Annotated in this window: 13 protein-coding genes; 6 read left to right on the top strand and 7 right to left on the bottom strand. The window is 72.4% G+C overall.

The window, feature by feature from the left end; genetic code table 11:
• Positions 1 to 159: 159 nt before the first annotated feature.
• Positions 160 to 1185 (bottom strand): AraC family transcriptional regulator, encoded by a 1026-nt coding sequence (locus tag O3W51_RS12240; RefSeq protein ID WP_138355172.1) that lies wholly within the window; start codon positions 1183 to 1185, stop codon positions 160 to 162.
• 116 nt (positions 1186 to 1301) lie between these two features.
• On the opposite strand from O3W51_RS12240, the gene O3W51_RS12235 reads away from it, so the two are divergent.
• Positions 1302 to 3293, top strand: a complete 1992-nt coding sequence (locus O3W51_RS12235) for an AMP-dependent synthetase/ligase (protein ID WP_232484685.1) — start codon at positions 1302 to 1304, stop codon at positions 3291 to 3293.
• Between the two features lie 72 nt (positions 3294 to 3365).
• On the opposite strand, the gene O3W51_RS12230 is transcribed toward O3W51_RS12235, so the two are convergent.
• On the bottom strand, positions 3366 to 3569 hold the full coding sequence (locus O3W51_RS12230) for a cold-shock protein (protein ID WP_014144190.1): 204 nt from the start codon (positions 3567 to 3569) through the stop codon (positions 3366 to 3368).
• Positions 3570 to 3825: 256 nt separating this feature from the next.
• Between O3W51_RS12230 and O3W51_RS12225 the strand changes: the two genes are divergently transcribed.
• The gene (locus O3W51_RS12225) at positions 3826 to 4677 is read left to right on the top strand and encodes a menaquinone biosynthetic enzyme MqnA/MqnD family protein (RefSeq protein WP_138355173.1); all 852 of its coding nucleotides are present in this window, start codon (positions 3826 to 3828) and stop codon (positions 4675 to 4677) included.
• 69 nt (positions 4678 to 4746) lie between these two features.
• Here the strand turns inward: O3W51_RS12225 and O3W51_RS12220 are convergent, their stop codons facing one another.
• A complete protein-coding gene (locus tag O3W51_RS12220; RefSeq protein WP_269285694.1) occupies positions 4747 to 9156 on the bottom strand; it encodes an FtsK/SpoIIIE domain-containing protein in 4410 nt (1469 codons plus the stop codon).
• A 247-nt stretch (positions 9157 to 9403) separates the two neighbouring features.
• Between O3W51_RS12220 and O3W51_RS12215 the strand changes: the two genes are divergently transcribed.
• The 4 genes from O3W51_RS12215 to O3W51_RS12200 all read left to right on the top strand — a co-directional run bounded on the left by O3W51_RS12215 (position 9404) and on the right by O3W51_RS12200 (position 12435).
• Positions 9404 to 9679: a hypothetical protein gene (locus O3W51_RS12215; RefSeq protein ID WP_269285692.1), complete on the top strand. Its 276-nt coding sequence runs from the start codon at positions 9404 to 9406 to the stop codon at positions 9677 to 9679.
• Positions 9679 to 10353, top strand: coding sequence for a hypothetical protein (locus tag O3W51_RS12210; protein ID WP_417791422.1), 675 nt, complete (start codon positions 9679 to 9681; stop codon positions 10351 to 10353). Before O3W51_RS12215 ends, O3W51_RS12210 begins: the two co-directional genes overlap by 1 nt.
• Positions 10354 to 10439: 86 nt before the next feature.
• The gene (locus O3W51_RS12205; RefSeq protein ID WP_138355176.1) at positions 10440 to 10736 is read left to right on the top strand and encodes a WXG100 family type VII secretion target; all 297 of its coding nucleotides are present in this window, start codon (positions 10440 to 10442) and stop codon (positions 10734 to 10736) included.
• Between the two features lie 97 nt (positions 10737 to 10833).
• Complete coding sequence (locus O3W51_RS12200) at positions 10834 to 12435, top strand: serine/threonine-protein kinase (protein ID WP_138355177.1); 1602 nt, start codon at positions 10834 to 10836, stop codon at positions 12433 to 12435.
• A gap of 28 nt (positions 12436 to 12463) precedes the next feature.
• On the opposite strand, the gene O3W51_RS12195 is transcribed toward O3W51_RS12200, so the two are convergent.
• The 4 genes from O3W51_RS12195 to O3W51_RS12180 all read right to left on the bottom strand — a co-directional run bounded on the left by O3W51_RS12195 (position 12464) and on the right by O3W51_RS12180 (position 18562).
• Positions 12464 to 13990 (bottom strand): serine/threonine-protein kinase, encoded by a 1527-nt coding sequence (locus O3W51_RS12195; protein WP_244809347.1) that lies wholly within the window; start codon positions 13988 to 13990, stop codon positions 12464 to 12466.
• A gap of 101 nt (positions 13991 to 14091) precedes the next feature.
• The gene (locus O3W51_RS12190; protein WP_269285686.1) at positions 14092 to 16371 is read right to left on the bottom strand and encodes a transglutaminaseTgpA domain-containing protein; all 2280 of its coding nucleotides are present in this window, start codon (positions 16369 to 16371) and stop codon (positions 14092 to 14094) included.
• Entirely contained in the window at positions 16368 to 17570 is a 1203-nt protein-coding gene (locus O3W51_RS12185) for a DUF58 domain-containing protein (protein WP_138355180.1), read from the bottom strand. The genes O3W51_RS12190 and O3W51_RS12185 overlap by 4 nt, the downstream gene beginning before the upstream one ends.
• Positions 17570 to 18562: an AAA family ATPase gene (locus tag O3W51_RS12180; protein ID WP_138355181.1), complete on the bottom strand. Its 993-nt coding sequence runs from the start codon at positions 18560 to 18562 to the stop codon at positions 17570 to 17572. The genes O3W51_RS12185 and O3W51_RS12180 overlap by 1 nt, the downstream gene beginning before the upstream one ends.
• Positions 18563 to 18585 lie beyond the last annotated feature (23 nt).

Raw genomic sequence — 18585 nt, 5'->3', positions numbered from 1 at the left:
CTCCCATCAATACGGTGGAAGGTGTGGGGTACAGGGACCGTAGTGACTTGCGGGTAGCCCCGGCGTTGACCACGCCGCTCACCTTTGCTGACCCGGAACCGCATTCATCCCAAAGGATTCACTCCGGGCGCTCGCGCCAGGGGACCCGGCGCGGGAGCCTCACTCCGAGGGATGCGCCCCGAGGGCCGCATGGCGGTACGCGCCGGGGGTGGTTCCGGTCCAGCGGCGGAAGGCCCGGTGGAAGGCGGTGTCCTCGGAGAATCCGAGCCGCGCCGCCAGTTGGGCGATCGGTTCGTGCCCCTCGCTGAGCCCGGCGATGGCCGCGTCCCTGCGGACGGAGTCCTTGAGCCGCTGGAAGGACGTGCCCTCGGCCGTCAGCCGGCGGCGCAGGGTCGCGGGGCTGACCGCGAGCCGCGCCGCGATCTCCGGGGCCTCCGGCAGCCGGGTGCGGGTGATCAGGGCGCGGGCCATGGTGCGGCGGATCTGTTCGGTGACGGTGGTGCCGTAGTCGCGCCGGCTGAGCAGGTCGGCGGGGGCCCGGCGCAGCAGCTCGCCGAGCGCCGACTCGTCCTGGATGAGCGGGGCGTCGAGCCAGTGCGCGTCGAAGGAGGCGCCGGTGTGCTCCGCGCCGAAGCGGACCGGGCAGCCGAAGAGCAGGTCGTACTCGGCCCGGTGCGGGGGCGCCGGATAGGCGAACTCGGCGCGCAGCAGCGGGATGCGGCTGCCGACGAGCCAGCTGGAGAGCCGGTGCCAGATGACGACCAGGCACTCGGAGAGGAAGTGGTCCGGGTCGTCGGTGAGCTCGCCGCGCACGGTGAAGCGCGCGACACCGTCCGACGCGCCGACGGCGAGGGCGGGGCCGCTCGGGAACAGCCCGTAGAACCGCACCGCCCGGTCCAGCGCGGCGCCCAGGTCACGGCCGCCCAGGGCCGTGCAGCACATCATGGCGAAGGTGCCGCGCGGGCTGGGCGCGGGGCCGAGGCCGAGGAACTCGTCGTTCGTGGCCCGGTGCAGTTCCTTGACGAGGCAGGTGAACTGGGCGTCGGTCACCCGGGCCCGGTCGTCGCCGAGCAACAGGGGTGCGATCTGGGCCCGTTGGAGCAGCGGGGCGGTGTCGATGCCGAGCCGCTGGGCACCGCGTAACGCCGCTCTGACCCGGTGCACCGTGATCGTATGCGTGCCCATGACACTCAACGGTGCTCCCGCTGAGCGGCAGGGTCAACCCGTGTGACGGTTCGTGTCATCTTCGTGGGGCCCCGTGCTTCATAGCGTCATGGCTACACGACCAAGGGAGGCGCGCGATGGGCACCATGGCACCGCAGACCGATCGGCCAGGGACGCTGGCGTTGACAGCGGAATGGGTGGCGGAACGGCACGGCGACAGTCCCGCACTGCGCTTCCGCGCCGGCGGCGGCTGGCGCGACATCACCTATACGCAACTGCGCGACACCGTACGGCGGGCCGGCTGCGGGCTCGTCGCGCTCGGCGTCGAGCCCGGTGACCGGCTGGCGATCCTGTCCGAGACCCGGCCGGAGTGGACGTACGCGCACCTCGCCGCGCTGGCGGCGGGCGCGGTCATCGTGCCGGTCTATCCGACGGCCGGCGACGAGGAGGTCGCCTGGGTGCTGAGCGACTCCGGTACCTCCGTGATCCTCTGCGAGGACGACCGACAGGCCGCCAAGGTGGAGCGGCTGCGGGACCGGCTGCCGCAGCTCCGGCAGGTCCTGGTGCTCAGCGAGCTCGACGGGCTGGCGGCGGGCACTGCGGCTCAAGGCGCTGCGGCTGAAGGCACCGCAGCCGAAGGCACCGCGGCGGGCGGCATCGCCGCGGAGGACACGGTGGCGGAGGGCTCGGCCGGGACGCCCGCCCCGCTGGACGACGATCTGCTCGCCGAACTGCTGGCCCGTGCCGGGGCGCGCAAGCCCGAGGACCTGGCGTCCATCGTCTACACCTCCGGCACCACCGGGATGCCCAAGGGGTGCCGGCTCACCCACGGCAACTTCGGCGCCGTGCAGGACGCCACCGTGCCGCACATCGAGGGCGGCCTCCCCGGCGACACCACGTATCTGTACCTGCCGCTCGCCCACATGCTGGCCCAGCTGATCCAGTTCACGACGCTGCTGGTCGGCGGTGCGCTGTGCTTCTTCGGCGGGCGGATCGAGAGCATCGTCGCCGAGCTCGCCGAGGTCAGGCCCACCCATCTGCCGTCCGTGCCGCGACTGTTCGAGAAGGTGCACTCCCAGGTGCTGTCGCTCGCGGAGTCGCAGGAGGGCGGCCGGGAACGGTTCGGGGCGGCCGTCGCGCTCGGCGTGCGGGCGGCCGAGCTGCGGGACCGGGGCGAGGAGCTGCCGCCGGAGCTGCGCGAGGCCTACGACGCCGCGGACGCCGCGCTCTTCAGCCTGGTCCGCGCCGTCTTCGGCGGCCGGCTGCGCTGGGCGACCACCGGAGCCGCGCCCATCGCCCCGCAGACCATGGACTTTCTGCGGGCCTGCGGGCTGGCCGTCCTGGAGGGGTACGGCATGACGGAGTCCGGCGGCATCATCGCCGTCAACCACGCCACCGACTTCCGGCACGGCACGGTCGGCCGGCCCATCGACGGCTGCGAGGTGCGGATCGCGGACGACGGGGAGGTGCTCGCGCGGGGCGCCAACGTCTTCCCCGGCTACCACGGCGACCCGGACGCGACGTCCGAGGCGCTGGACTCCGACGGCTGGCTGCACACCGGGGACCTCGGCGCGTTCGACGCCGACGGCTATCTGACAATCACCGGCCGGAAGAAGGACATCGTCATCACCTCGGCCGGCAAGAACCTCACCCCGACCCAGATCGAGTTCGCCATCCAGCAGTCCCGCTACGTCTCCCGGGCGGTGATGATCGGCGACCGCCGCCCGTACCCGGTCGCGGTGCTCACCCTGGACCCGGACGAGATCATCGGCTGGGCGTCGCGCACCAAGAAGATCCTGGGCGCCCGCCCGACCCGGCACCCGGAGGTGCACGCCCTGGTGCAGGAGATCGTGGACGCGGCCAACGAGCAGGTCGCCCGGCCGGCGCGGATCCGGGCGTTCGTGATTCTCGACGAGGATCTGTCGGTGGAGGCGGGTGAACTCACCCCGACGCTGAAGCTCCGCCGCTCGGTGGTCGCGGAGCGGTACCGGGACCGGATCGACGCGCTCTACGCGGAGCTGGCGGAACGCCCGGAACACGTGGAAAGTGCGGAACGCGGAGAAAGCACAGAACGCGATGAAAGCGGGGAAGGCCGGGAAACTCCGGAACCCGTGCCGGGCCCGCGGTAGCGGCGGGAAAGGCAGGAGCCCCGCACAACCGGTGCGGGGCTCCTTGGCAATGCTGTGAGGCGATCCCGTCGATCAGACCGGGGTTACGTTCTCCGCCTGGGGGCCCTTCGGGCCCTGGGTGACGTCGAAGTTGACCTGCTGGTTCTCCTCGAGGGAGCGGAACCCAGCGGCGTTGATCGCGGAGTAGTGAACGAAGACGTCGGGGCCCCCGCCGTCCTGGGCGATAAAGCCGAAGCCCTTTTCAGCGTTGAACCACTTCACGGTTCCGGTAGCCATAAAGCCCTCCTTGGGCCCAAAGGGTTGCCCTGCTCCAGAACCTGCAACTGCGAAGTCTGAAAACTACAAAAGCCTACGGGGTCACATGCTCCGCAGGCTCTGTACTGCAAGGGAAACCAAACTGCAACTTGCGAGGAGAGTAGCACGCAGGTTCAGGGGTGGGGAAGGGTCTCAAGATCGGCCTTTCGAGGCCCTTCCAGGGGCTGTTCCGCCGCCCGGCCACAAGATCCGCAAGGACCAGGACTAGCCTCCTGATGTGGACAAATCTGCACCTGACGCCGAAAGCGGCCGGACCCGTCCGCGGGTCGGCCACATCCAGTTCCTGAACTGCGTGCCCCTGTACTGGGGGCTTGCCAGGACAGGAGCCCTCCTCGACCTGGAACTCACCAAGGACACCCCGGAGAAACTCAGCGCCCAGCTGGTGCGCGGGGACCTGGACGTCGCTCCCGTCACGCTCATGGAGTACCTGCGGCACGCCGACGAACTGGTGGCGCTCCCGGACATCGCCGTCGGCTGCGACGGCCCCGTCATGTCCTGCGTCATCGTGAGCCAGCTGCCGCTCGACCAGCTCGACGGCCAGCGGGTCGCCCTCGGCTCCACGAGCCGGACCTCCGTGCGCCTCGCCGAGCTGCTGCTCACCGAGCGGTACGGGGTGCGCCCCGAGTACTACAGCTGCCCGCCCGACCTGTCGCTGATGATGCAGGAGGCACAGGCCGCCGTCCTCATCGGTGACGCGGCCCTGCGGGCCTCCCTGCACGACGCGCCCCGGCTCGGCCTGCAGGTGCACGACCTGGGCCAGATGTGGAAGGACTGGACGGGGCTGCCGTTCGTCTTCGCCGTCTGGGCCACCCGCCGCGACTACTTCGCGCGCGAGCCGGAGGCCGTCCGCGAGGTGCACCGCGCGTTCCTCGCCTCGCGTGACCTCTCGCTGGAGGAGGTCGACAAGGTCGCCGAGCAGGCCGCCCGCTGGGAGTCCTTCGACTCCGAGCTGCTGAGCCGGTACTTCACGACGCTCGACTTCTCCCTCGGCGCCGGGCAGCTCACCGGCATCGCCGAGTTCGCCCGTCGCGTCGGCTTCCCCGAGGAGGCGCGCGTCGAACTGCTCTGACCACGCGCCTCCCGGGACCGGAGCGACCGCTGTCGCCCGGAGTGACCGGTGCTCCCCGAGCGACCGCTGTTACAGCGCGGTCAGCGGGACCTGGACGGTGCGGACCTCGCCGTCGCCCAGGTGCAGCAGGCCGCGGCCGGGCTGGATGGCCTGGCCGATGGAGCCGCGCTGCAGCCGGACGCCGACCAGGTCGCCGTCCGACATGTTCTGCGGGGACAGGAGAAGGCCGCGGCGGGCCTTCTTCATCTCGACCTGCCAGCCGTTGAAGCCGCCGCAGATGTCGTCCGCGTCGCCCGCGATGACCAGACCGATGTCCTTGCCGGTCGCGTTGCGCACCACGGACTGGAAGACGTCCCCCGCCTCGCAGTTACGCAGCAGCTCCGCATCGTCCACGATGATCACGCCGGGGCCGCTGAAGCGGGCCAGCGCCTCCTGGAGTTCCGCCGTGGTGATCTCGTCGGTGCCGAAGAAGCCCACGACGCCCGGGGCGTGCTTGAGACGGCGCAGCGGTGACTGGCGGCGCGGGGTGGCCAGGATGATCTGGGTGCCCGCGGTGAGGAACGAGCGCGTCATCGTCAGCAGCGCGGTGCTGCGCCCGGAGCGGGCCGGGCCCGCGATGACGAAGGCGGGCGTGCCCTCGGCGAGGTTCGGGCCCAGCACGGTCAGCTGGTCGCCGCCGATGGCCGCCATCGACCAGAGCCGGCCGCCGCCGCGCATGGCCTGCATCTCCTGCGGGTCGCGCATCTCCCACGCCTCCTCGAACTCGATCCGGGAGGGCAGCACATCGACCCGGAACGGCCGGCGGGAGCGCGGTACGGCGCTGTCCCGGTCCTTGGCCGCGGCGCCGATGGCGTGCAGGGCCGCGGACTGGGCCTGGCCGCTGGGGTCCTCGGTGAGCAGCGCCACATGGGTCTCGGTGGCGCCCTGCGCGCGGAACGCCCGGCCCGGCGGGATCTTCGCGGGGATCTTGCGCGGGTTGAGGCCGATCAGGGACAGGTCGCCCGAGTCGCTGAGCTGCAGCGCGATCTTGTTCTCGGTGAGGGTGGAGATCCGGCCGAGCAGCAGCGACCGGTCGCCCGTCATGATCACGTGGATACCGACGGACGCGCCCTCGCGCATCAGCTGGAAGATCGTGTCGGTCAGCGAGCCGTTGTTCAGATCGCCGAGCGACGGGGTGAAGCCCTCCCAGCGGTCCAGCAGCAGCACGATGTGCGGCAGCCGGTCGGCCTCGGCGACGCCCGTCCGCTGCTCGTTGATGTCGGTGAAGCCGCCCTCGGTGAGCAGCGCCATCCGGCGCTGCACCTCGGCGGCGAGCTTGCCGATCAGCCGGACCGCGCGGTCCGCCTCGTTGGAGCGGACCACGGCGCCGCAGTGCGGCAGCGCGGACAGCGCCAGCAGCGCGCCGTTCCCGCAGTCCAACGCGTACAGGTGCACATCGGCGCAGGAGTTGGAGCGGGCCAGCGAGCCCGCGATGGTGCGCAGCGTCTGCGAGCGGCCCATGCGCGGGGCGCCCGCGATCATCAGGTGACCGAAGGTCGTCAGATCGATGGAGGCGGTGCGCCGCGCCTGCTCGCTCGGCAGGTCGTCGACCGCGTACGGGGCCGGCAGCAGGCCGTCGCGGGAGACGTTGACCGGGGTCTCCAGCTCGTCGATGACCATCCGCTCGGTGAGCGCGGGCAGCCACGGGCTGTGCTGCGGCGGCAGCCCCAGCTGCTCGTTGGCGCCCTGGATGGCCTCGACGAGGACGGCGAGGTCGGTCAGCAGGTCGTCGTCGTTGGTACGGGGACCGGACGGCCGTTCGGGGACCGGGCGGCCGAGGCCGTCCCAGCCGATCTGCACGGTCCACGGCGCGGGCGCCTTGTTGGCGACCTGGCCGGGGCGCCGGCCGCCGACGCGTCCGGACTGGAACGGCAGCAGCGAGGAGGCGCCGAGCCGCACATACGCCCGGCCCGGGGTGGACTTGGCGATGTATCCGGCGTCGGGGGCGTCGATGACGTCGGACGATTCGCTGGCGTCGGTGACGCGCAGCGCGATGCGGAGGTTGGTGTTGGCGCGGATCTCGGGGGAGACGACGCCGGAGGGTCGCTGGGTGGCGAGGATGAGGTGGATGCCGAGCGAACGGCCTCGCTGGGCGATGTTGACCAGGCCGGTCACGAAGTCGGGCAGCTCACGGGCCATGGACGCGAACTCGTCGATGACGATGAGCAGCCGGGGCATCGCCGCGAGCCCCGGGTTGGTGCGCATCGCGATGATGTAGTCCTCGAGGTCCTTGGCACCGGCGGCCGCGAGGGTGTGTTCGCGGCGGCGCAGCTCGGCGCCGAGCGACTCCAGGGCCCGTTCCACCAGGTGCGTGTCGAGGTCGGTGACCATACCGACGGTGTGCGGCAGCTTCACGCAGTCCTTGAAGGCCGCGCCGCCCTTGTAGTCGACGAGGACGAACGTCATCGCGTCCGGCCGGTTGGCGACCGCCAGCGACGCCACGATGGTCTGCAGCAGCTCGGACTTGCCGGAACCGGTGGTGCCGGCGACCAGGCCGTGCGGCCCGTCGCGGACCAGGTCGATGGCGAACGCGCCGTCGAAGGACGAGCCGACCACGGCCTGGGTGGAGCGGCCGCCCATGCTCCAGCGGGCGGCGATGCCGCCGACGGTGGGCGGCTCCATCTCGATCACGTCGAGCAGCCGGCAGGAGTCCGGCAGGGCCGCGCCCTCGTCACCGCTGACGTCGCGGATCGGGGCCATCGCGCGGGCCATCTGCTCGCCCCACGCGGCGGTCACACAGTCGGGCCGCACCCCGGAGACCGGCTCGACGCCGGCCATCGAGACCTGCAGCAGCCCGTAGTAGTCCTCCTCGACGAGCGCACGGCACTCCTCGGGGAGCAGCCGGCGGTCGGCGTCGAGGCAGATGAGGTGGATGCCGACGCGGGGGCCGTCGCGCAGCACCTGGGTGAGGCCGGGCAGTGCGCGCAGCCGCCGGGAGCCGTCGAGGACGACGAGGATCGTGGGGCCGCCCCAGGCCTGGTTGGGCTGGGAGCCGGCCTCGCGGGCCGCGTCCTGGCGGGAGGTGACCTGGGCGAGCAGTTCGCTGATCCGGCGGGCGACGCTGTCGGCGTCGGTGCCGATCAGGGCCAGTGCGGACTGTCCCTCGCGGGCCCTGGCGTGCGGCAGCCAGCGCACCCACTCCCAGCCCTCTCGGCCGCTGGGGTCGGTGAGCACGCAGATCTGCAGATCGGCGGGGGAGTGCAGGGCGGCGGCCTGGGCCACCAGCCAGCGGCCGATGGCGCGCGGCAGTTCACCGCGGCCCGCGACGCCGAGCACACCGTGCTGCTGCATGGGGACGGTCACCGGAACGTCGGACAGCTTCCGGGCCTCGTTGCGCTTGTGCTCCTCCTGGGCCGGGTCCGAGACCTGGACCTCGGTGGGGAGGGTGCCGGTGCCGACGCGCAGCATCCCGTAGTCCGGGTCGGAGCGCCGCCGTTCCCACAGCCGCTGGCTCGGCCCGGTCGCGGCGACCAGCACCTCGGCCGGGTCCGGGGCCTGGGTGCGGCGGGCGGCGGTGTCGGCGGCCATGGCCTTGCGGGCCTGCCGCTCGATCGACTCCTTGTGCGTCTCGTAGTCGGCGTTGGTCTGGCGGAACGACTTCTTGCCGTGCTTCTTGTCGTTCATGTAGTTGCCGACCATGGCGACCGGGCTGAGCACCGCCATGAAGAGGAAGCGCGGCTGGTGCATCATCATCGCCATGAGCACCGCGCCGAACAGCGGCACGATCGCCATCAGCCAGGGCATGGGCCGGTTCTCGGACTGCTTGGGCTTGCTCGGCAGCTGGAAGTTGGTCGGCCGCGGCGGCGGGGTGATGCGCGGCGGCCGGTTGTAGTCGAGGCCGGTGCCGTCCTCGGAGGGCTTGAGCGCGGTGTCGGGGAAGCTCGGCAGGCTCAGTTCCAGCAAGGTCTGTCCGGCGGCGACGACGCTGCGCGGCCGCCAGGGGCTCGCGTCGGTGAGCGGCTTGCCGTCGATGGTGGCGGAGCTGCCGAAGGACGGGTGGACGGTGACCGTCCCGTCGACCGCGACGTCCACCTCCACCGCGGAGTGCGGCAGCGCCGGGTCGTTGAGCCGGATCCACGCGTCGGGCCCGCTGCCGACGACCGCGACGCCGGGACCGAGCCGGTGCACGCCGCCCGCGTCGGGACCGCCCACGATCCGTACTTCCACCGTGCCCTGGGCGTCGGGCGCCGGGCAGGCGTCGGGCGCGGCGACGCTGACCACCGCGCCGTCACGCACCGGCGAGGCGTCCAGGCTCAGCTCGGGGTCGATCTGGAAGCCGTTGATGTGCAGGGCGGGCGGGCCCTGTCCGTCGTCCGGACGTCCGAGCAGCCGGCCGATCTCCGCCGCGAGCGCGCCGACGGGCGCCGCGGGGTCGGCGTCGACCAGCATGTCCGCACGGTCGTCACGGACCGGGTCGATCACGCTGAGCTGGAGTTCCACTGCCGTCCCCCTGCACCACTGAGCACCACTGGTATTTGCTGTTGACCATCATGCAACAGGTGCCCGACAACGCACCGGCCGCATCGGCCGGAACCGGGCCCACGCCAGGAGGTGTCCTGACGGTAGGTGGGTCAAGAGTGAGAGAATTGACGGGCATTGGACGCGGAAGCCGCGTGCGGCGGGCGGCAGCAGAACCGACGGGGGAAGTATGGGTAGTCCTGACCGATTGAAGGTGGATCTCGGCGGTTTGGAGGATTTTGCCTCCAACCTCGATGCCGTGCGGACCACGATGAACGGCACACGCAAGCTCTTCGAGTCCTACGAGGCGAAGCTCGGCTCCGGGAAGGTCGCGGACGCGCTGGACAGCTTCGAGCACAACTGGAAGGACGGCCGGAAGGAGATCGACGGGCACCTGGAGGGGCTGGCCAAGATGGCCAACACCGCGGTGCGCGAGATCCGGAAGGCCGACAAGCAACTCGCCGACGACCTGGCGAAAGCGGCAAAGGGTGAGGGCGGCAAGTAGTGAGTGCAACTCCGCGGGTGATGCCGGTCGAGCGGGAGGGCTTCTCGCTCACCGTGCCGATGACATGGTGGGAGTTCGACCTGCACCCGGCCAGCCGGGACGAGAGCGTCCGCAAGCTGATGGCGCAGCGCGTGCAGGAGAACCCGGCGATCGGCGAGCACCGTGACGTGCTCGCCAAGTTCCTGCGCAGGGCGGCGCGTGAGGCGTACGACAGCGGGGCGGTGTACATCGGCTGCATGGCGCAGAACTTCGGCGGGATACCGCTGACCGCGTCCGTCACCGTGTCGCTGGTGGGGGCCCGGACGCCCGAAGGGCAGCTGCTGGCCACGGATCCCGCGTCGATCGTCGCGGGACTGCGGGAGAAGCCGGCCCGGCGCGAGGGGGACGCGTGGCGGAAGGTGACGACGGTGGAGATCCCGGAGACCGGAGCCGCCGCCCGTACGTACGGGATCGAGGACATCGAGATCCCCGGCGACAGCAAAACCGTACGCACGGTGCTGATGCAGACATTCATCCCGCTGCCGGGCGGCGGGGACCGGGTCGCGCTGGTCGCCTGCAGCAGTCCGGTGCTCGATCTCGCGGACTCGTTCTTCGACGTATTCGACGCTGTGACCTCGACGTTCCGCTACCGGGAACCGCAGGCTGCACCCGCGCCGTCCTCACCCGTAAGCTGAGGCTTCCGCAGACCATCACATCAATCTGCGACTCAAAGGCCACGGGGGTCGGCCCTGCGGCAAGGCCAATGGAAGGTATTTCCTCTATGTCTAATGTGAACGTTACATACCAGGACATGCGTGACGCGGCCAGCAAGCTCAAGACGGGCCAGGCCGAGATCACCGAGAAGCTGAACACGCTGCACAAGTTTGTTCAGGGCCTGGTGAACGGCGGCTATGTGACCGACCGTTCCTCGAAGCAGTTCGACCAGTCGTACACCGAGTTCAACACCGGTGCGACCAAGACCATCGAGGGTCTTGAGGGCATGGGCAAGTTCCTCGAGAGTGCCGCGCAGGCGTTCCAGTCCGCGGACGAGGAGCTCGCCAAGGGCCTCGGCCACTGATCGAGCGGCAACGGATGCGCCGCAGCGGATCACCGCTGCGGCGCATCGTGCGTCACGGGCGCCGCCCGGGGGCACACTCCGCTCAGAGGAGGCTCTGATGCAGCCGTTGGCTACGACAGATCCGTCGTCGATCGGCCCGTACCGTCTGCTCGGACGGCTCGGAGCGGGTGGGATGGGCCGGGTCTATCTCGGCCGCAGCCCCGGCGGGCGCACGGTCGCGGTGAAGGTGGTCCGTTCCGAGCTCGCCGAGGACACCGAGTTCCGCACCCGCTTCCGCCGTGAGGTGGACGCCGCCCGGCTGGTGGGCGCGGCCTGGAGCGCTCCGGTGCTCGACGCGGACACCGAGTCGCCGGTGCCGTGGATCGCCACCGGCTACATCGCGGGACCCACCCTCGCCGACGCCGTCACCGAGTTCGGGCCGCTGCCGCCGAGCGGAGTGCGGACGCTGGGCGCCGGGCTCGCCGAGGCGCTGGACGCGGTGCACCGGCTCGGCCTGCTGCACCGTGACATCAAACCGTCCAACGTGATGCTCTCGCTCGACGGTCCGGTACTCATCGACTTCGGTGTCGCGCGCGCCATGGACGCCTCCGGCGCGTCCGTCACCGGCAGCGGGGTGGTCGTCGGCTCGCCGGGCTACATGTCGCCCGAGCAGGTGCTCGCCCGGCCGCTCGGCGCGGCATCCGACATCTTCGCGCTCGGCGCCGTGCTCGCCTTCGCGGCGACCGGACACGGCCCGTTCAGCGGGGACAGCGCCGCCTCGCTGCTCTACAAGGTCGCCCACGAGGAGCCGGAACTCGACGGTGTGCCCGATGAGTTGCGCGACGTGGTGGAGTCCTGCCTCGCCAAGGCCCCGGCCGTCCGCCCCACTCCCGCCCAGCTCGCGGCCCGGCTGTCGCCCGACGGGGCCGCCGCGCTGGTGCGCCAGGGCTGGCTCTCCCGGCCGCTGATGGCGCAGCTCGGCCGTCATGCGGTCGAACTGCTGGACCTGGAGGCGGCTCCGCTGTCGGCCCGCTCCGAGGTGACGCCCGCGGGCGCGCACCTCGGGTCGGCCTACGGCTCGTTCGGCCCGCCGCGGGCGCCCTCGCACTCCTTCGGCATGGAGGCGTCGGGGCCGCGCGACGCGGTACCGGGCGCCCTGGCCCCCGGTGCGCGCTCCGCGCCGGAACCTTCCGTACGCCGCGGGCGCCGCCGGCTGCTGGCCGCGGTGGCCGTGCTGCTGGTCGCCGTCGTCGCCGCGACCGTGGTGGTCCTGCTGCGGCCGGAGGACAAGCCGGGCGGCGCCACCGGCGGCGGGCCGGGGAGCAGCACGCCGTCCAGCGACGCGAACACCGGCGCGGTCACCGGATCCGTGCCCGCCGCGTTCATCGGCACCTGGCAAGGCAACACCGTCTCCACCAACGGCGTCCCCAACGGGGTCCTGACGGTCACCGTCAAGGCGGGACGCATCGGCGAGAACGTCGGTGACAGCACTGTGGACCTGCTGGGCGTCCTCAACTGCGGAGGCACCTGGAAGCTGGTGTCCGCGACGACCAAGGTGCTGGTCTTCGACTCGACGGCCGGTGATCCGGGCGCGACGAGCGGCTGTTCCAAGGGCGCCACGGCGGAACGGCTGACCCTCAAGGACCCCACGACGCTGACCTACACCACCAACGACGCGGGGGCCGGCCGGCCCAGCGGCGACCTGAAGAAGATCAAATAGCCGCCGATGGCGCAGGGCCGGACGGTCCTCAGCCGGTCGTCCTGCAGAGCTCCTTGGACGGCGCGAACTGGAACTTCCCGTCCACCGAGATCACCGCGTTGACGGTGTAGCAGGTGTCGGCCGTCACCGACCCGGCCGTGAACACCACCGCGGGCTCATTGCCGTTCGGCGTCTTCTGCAGCGGCTCGCCGCCACCGGGCACCACGGCCCGCACGACATAGCCGGCGACCTGCGCGGCCTGCTTCGGCGGCTTCCACGTGATCTGCACATTTCCGTTGGCCTTCACGGCCTGGACGTTCAGTGGCATCAGACCCGCCAGCTTGTCCGACGGCACCTGCACCGGGGCGGCGCTCGACGTCGGGCCGGGAGCCGTGGAAGCGCTGGAGGAAGCTTTCGGCTCGGGCTTCGAGCCGCGGTCGCGCAGCACCAGCGTGGCCGCGGTCCCCGCCGCGGCGAACACCACCAGCGCGGTGGTCGCCGCGAGCAGCCGCTTGCGCGACTGCCGCTTGGCCTCGTCCTGCGCCCGCGCGCCCGCCTGTTCGACGGCCGCCTGCTCCTCCGGCGTCAGATCGTCCGCCGGGTCCCAGCCCGGCAGCGGCGATTCCATCGCCGGTTCCGGCTCCAGCGCGGGCACCTTCGTCGCGGACGACGGCGACAGCAGCGACCGCAGGGAGCGGTGCACCTCCGTCAGCGGCGGGCGCCCTTCCGGGTTCGCCGACATCATCCTGCGGACGAGGATCAGCAGCGGGTCCGGTATGTCGTGGCGGTGGGCGGGGTACGGCAGTTCGCCGCGCAGCACCTCCGCGTAGAGCGCGGACCACGAGGTGCGGCCCGCGTCCGCGTACGCCGGTTCGCCGTTGAGCAGCGCGTAGAGCGTCGCGCCGAGGGAGTACACATCGGCCGCCGGGCCCGGCTTCTCCCAGCCGAAGAGCTCGCGCGGCACGAACATCGGGTCGAAGACCGCGCCCAGTTGCGGCGCGGAGCGCTGCAGGACGCGCGCGAGACCGTGGTCCGCGAGCAGCGCGTCACCGTTCTCGTCGAAGAGGATGTTCGCCGGGCGGACGTCCAGGTGCAGCACCCCGCGGCGGTGCGCGGAGTGCAGGGCCAGCGCCAGGCGGGTGCCGATGACGATCGTCTCGTCGACGGGGAACGGCCCGGAGTTGGCGAGCTTCGCCTGCGCGTTGCCGCCGCGGCAGAACTGCTCCACCAGGTACGGGCGGTGGTCGGCGGTGAAGCCGGCGTCCTCGACCGTCACCGAGCAGGGGTGCCGCGCGGCGGCGCCCGCCGACAGGAGTTCGGAGTGCGCGGCAAGCCGGGTGCTCTCGCCGTCGACCGTGACGGCGAGCAGCTTGACGGCCACCTCGGCGCCGGTCGCCTCCTCGGCGCACAGCAGAACGGAACTGTGGCGGCCGGTGCCCGCCTGCCGGAGCAGCTTGTAACCCGGCGGGAGACGGTATCCCTCCGCCGACGTCTGCTGGGGTACGGCGACGGAACCCTCGTCACTCTCCGGGTTCTCCGTCGCGCCCTGGCCGCGCCTTCCCGGCGTCCGGTCCACCGTTGTCCTCCCGTGCCTCACCCGTTTCACGACAACCTACCGCCTCCGCCCCTCTGCGGGGTCGGCGCCTGTACCCCCTGCGGCCCGCCGGCCGGAGGCGGTCAGCCCCTCCGCAGCCGCAGGGCACGGCCGATCCGGTCGCGTCTGGGGATGGTGCGGAGCACGACGCGTTCGATGGCGTCGCAGTGCGCCCAGGCGGCGTCGGCCGACGCCGGGTCGGGGGTGCGGCCGGCGTAGCCGACCTCGTTCACCAGGCGGGCGAGATCGGGGAGATGCTCGCCGGCGGCGCCACCCACCCGGGTCGCCCCGAAGGCGGCGACCTCCTCCGCGGTGTGCGCCCCGGTGGCGGGCAGCCCGATCTCGGTGAGCCGGTCGACGATCTGCTGCCAGGCGCCGAGCACCCGCTGCCGTACGTCGGCGGCGCCGCGCCGCCTGGCCCGCCGCCGCCAGGGCAGCCAGGCCGCGTAGAGCAGATAGCCGAGGACGAGCAGCAGGGCGCCGGCCGGGGCGTAGATCCACCAGGGGGTGCCGGCCGCCGGGGCGGCCGTCGGCTGCGGGGTGCCGGCGGCCTTGGGCGGTGCGGACGGCCGCGGCTGGTCGGTGATCTGCTGGTCGACCGTCTTGCGGTCCTTCGTCTGGCCGGCCGGGGCGACCGAGCTGCCGTCCTTCGACGTGGTGCCCGGGGTCGGGTAGAAGGGGACCCAGCCGATGCCCTTGAACTCCACCTCGGGCCAGGCCAGTACGTCCTTGCCCGTCACCTGCCAGGTGTCGTCGCCGGTCTTCGTGCCGGGCCGGAAGCCGACCACCACCCGGGAGGGCAGCCCCAGGGTGCGGGCGAGCACCGCGAACGACGCGGCGAACTGCTCGGACGTGCCGCGCTTGCCGTCGGTGAGGAAGAACTCCAGACCGCGGTAGGTGTGACCGGGGATGGCCCGCGGGTCGAACTGGTAGGACTCACGCAGCCAGTCGGCGAGCTTCACCGCCTGCTCGTACGGGAACGAGCTGCCCTCGGTTGCCTTCGCGGCGATCTTCGTGAAGGACGCGACGGACGGGATCGGCTGGTCGGCCGCGTCCGTGCGCGGGAGTTCGACGAGCGCCGGGTCGTCGGCGGCCGGCGCGTACTGCAGCCGCTGCACGTCGTAGACCGGCAGCTGGGACACGGCCGTGTAAGTGAAGCCGCTGGGTGCCGTCCGGTCGGTGGCCAGTACACCGGCGGCCGGGTCCACCGACAGGTCGGTGTGGTCCGGCAGCGTCACGGCCGACGGCCGGTCGGCGGCGGGCAGCCAGATACCGGGCAGCGACTGGACGGTGAAGCGCTGGGTGACTTCCTGCCGCTTGCCAGGATCGACGCCGTGTTCCGCGGGGACCCGGCCGCCGGTGCGCGCCAGCTTGGCGGTGCTGGACCACGTGGTGCCGTTGTACGCGTCCAGCACGGCCAGCCGGTAGTTGCTCTCGGCGGTGGAGCGGACGGTGAAGACCTTGGCGTCGCCGCTGCGCATCAGCGCCGCGACCTGGTCCAGCGGACTGATGGACTCCGGACGGACGGTGGGCGGGGTGATCGCGTCCCGCGGGTCGTACGAGGCGCCCATCCCCGGGAGGCCGGTCCCGGCCAGCACGGCGATGAGGGTGAGGCCGAGGACGACCGGCAGCCCGAGCACCAGCCCGCGGACGGACAGGCTCACCCGCGACCGGACCAGCGCCAGCAGCGCGGTGAGCGCGGCCAGCGCGGCGACCACCGGGTGGTTGGACCCCGGGCCGTCCACGCCGAGCACCAGCGGGAAGCCGAAGGCGAGCACCGCGGGCAGCGCCGGGAGCAGCGGGGTGCGGGTGCGCAGCGCCAGTTCGGCGGAGGCGAACGCGGCGAGCCACAGCACCGCGTGCGGCAGCACCAGCAGCCGCGCCTCACCGGGGACCGGAAGGATGGTGGTCAGGACGGCGTGCGGGGCGTCGAGCAGCGCGGGCCAGATGGCGCGCGGCCCGCCGTCCCGGAACATCGTCAGCCAGACCGTGCCGGTCCAGGCGGCGACCGTCAGCACGACGGACGGCCAGAGCGGACCGGTGCGGCCCTTGCGGGACAGGGCGCCCGACAGCAGCGCGGACAGGGCGATCGGCGCGAGAACGGACACCGCGAGCACCGGCAGCAGGTCGTGGGTGCTGAACACCCGGTGCCAGCCCAGGCCGGAGGCGGCGAGCAGCGCGGCGACCGGCAGCAGCGACCACAGGCGGCGGGCGCGCCCGAGGCCGTCGCCGCGGGTCGCGACCGGGGTCTTCGGACGGTCGGTGCTCGGCCCGGTGGGCGCGGGCGCGGCCCAGTCCCAGTTCGGGCCGCCGCCCTGCGGCGGCAGCGGCGCGGTACGTGCGGGACGTGTGGTGGCGCTCAACGGACGGCCTCCCAGCGCCAGCCGGCCAGCAGCGCGTCCAGGGACGCGATGTGCAGTTGCGGTACGTCGACGGTGGCGCTCGACACGCCCTGCGCGTCGGGCGCGGTCCTGTCCTCACCGGCGCGCAGCATCGTCACCCGGTCGAAGCGCCGCCGGACCCGGCCGAGCGCCGTCAGTCCGTCGGTGTCTCCGGTGCCGGTGACGACGACGAGCGAGCCGCCGCCCCGGTGGTGCTCCAGCCCGTCGAAGGCGGACGCCGCCGACGTCCGGTCGGAGCGGCCGATGAGCGCGAGCCGGTCGAGGAGCGCGTCGGCGTCGTTGCCGGAACCGTCGGTGTGCAGGATCGGGCCCGCCTCGCTGAGCACGTGCACCGGGAAGTTGGAGCGGGCGGCGGCGTACGCGATGGACGCGGCCGCGTCGACGGCCAGCTCGAAGTCGTCGTCGGAGACGTACGCGCCGGGCCGGGTGTCCAGCACCAGCGTGGTGTGCGGCAGCGACACGTCGACCATCTGCCGCACCATGAGCGTGCCGGTGCGGGCGGTGGACCGCCAGTGCACCCGGCGCAGATCGTCGCCGAGCACGTATTCGCGCAGCGCGTGGAAGGTCAGCGACCCGTCGTCGGCGGTGTCCGAGGTCGGGCCCTCGACATGGTGCGCCTTGCCGGACGGCAGCACCGGCAGCAGACAGATGCGCGGTCGGACGACGAGGGTGTCGGCGGCGCCGTAGGACCGGATCCGGCGCGCGAGACCGAGCGGGTCGGTGCGCTCCAGCCGCAGCGGGCCGACGGTGATCCTGCCCCGCCGGGCGGTCGGCAGCGCGTAGTGCAGCTCCTGCGAGCCGCCCGCGCGCAGCACCGGCACGTCCATGGTGAGCGGCTGGTCGCCGCACAGGTCGGTGGCGCGCAGCCCGCGCCGGGTGCGGGTGCCGGTGTTGGTGAGGGTGACGATGCCGTCCGCCGGGTCGCCCCGGCCGACCTTGCGCGGCGCGATCCGGCGGTCCGCGGCCAGTTGCGGCTTCGGCACCGTCCAGATCACGGCCGTGACGACCGCGGCCAGGCAGGTCAGCCCGAGCGCCGCGGCCTCTCCGTACCCGTACCCGTAGCCGGCGCCCAGCAGGGCGGCACCGGCCAGCAGCGTGCCCCAGCCGGTGGCGGACAGCGGGCCGGCGCCCGAACGGCGGGTGGCGTCGGCCGCGGGCATCAGATCCGCGCCCCGCCGGCCGCCTGCGGCACCGGCACCGTCGCCAGGACCTCGGCGATGACGTCCGCGCCCGTACGGCCGCTCAACTCGGCCTCCGGGGTCAGGATCAGCCGGTGCGCGAGGACGTGCACGGCGAGCGCCTTGACGTCCTCGGGCAGCGCGTAGCCGCGCGACTGGGAGGCGGCCCGCACCCGGATGGCGCGCAGCAGCGCGACGGATCCGCGCGGGGACGCGCCCAGCCGGACGTCGGGCAGCGTCCGGGTCGCCGCGACGACCCGCACGATGTAGTCGTAGAGCTGCTCGGCGACCTGCACCTGCGTCGCGACCTGGATGAACTCCGCGATGTGGTGCGAGGAGGCGATCGTCGAGAGGGAGTCGGGCGAGGTGTTGGCGGCGGAGCCGGTGAGCACCGCGACCTCCGAGGCGTGGTCCGGGTAGCCGACCGTGACGCGCATCAGGAAGCGGTCCAGCTGCGCCTCGGGCAGCGCGTAGGTGCCGCCCATGTCCACGGAGTTCTGCGTGGCGAGCACCATGAAGGGGCGCGGCACCGGGTGGGTCTTGCCGTCGGCGGTGACCCGGCGCTCCTCCATGACCTCCAGCATCGCCGACTGCGTCTTGGGCGAGGCGCGGTTGATCTCGTCACCGAGCACGATGTTCGCGAAGACCGGGCCGGGCAGGAAGTCGAACGTCCCGGTGTTCTGCCGGTAGATCGTCACGCCGGTGATGTCGGACGGCAGCAGGTCCGGGGTGAACTGCACCCGCGCGAAGTTCGCCTCGATCGATGCGGCCAGGCAGCGCGCCAGCGTCGTCTTGCCCGTCCCCGGCACGTCCTCGATGAGCAGGTGCCCCTCCGCGAACAGGCAGGTCAGCGCCAGCTCGACGGTGTCGCGCTTGCCCTTGACGACCCGCTCGATGTTGTCCCCGAGCGCGTGGAAGCACTGGGCGAAGAGCGCGACGGCGTCGTTCTGCTGGTACTGCGGGGGAACGCTCATGACGTGCTCGCACTTCGGTTGTC

The organism is Streptomyces sp. H39-C1 (assembly GCF_027158125.1).
Lineage (GTDB): Bacteria > Actinomycetota > Actinomycetes > Streptomycetales > Streptomycetaceae > Actinacidiphila > Actinacidiphila fildesensis.
The sequence above is the reverse complement of the archived record's forward strand: the minus strand, read 5'-3'. Positions and strand labels throughout refer to the sequence as shown.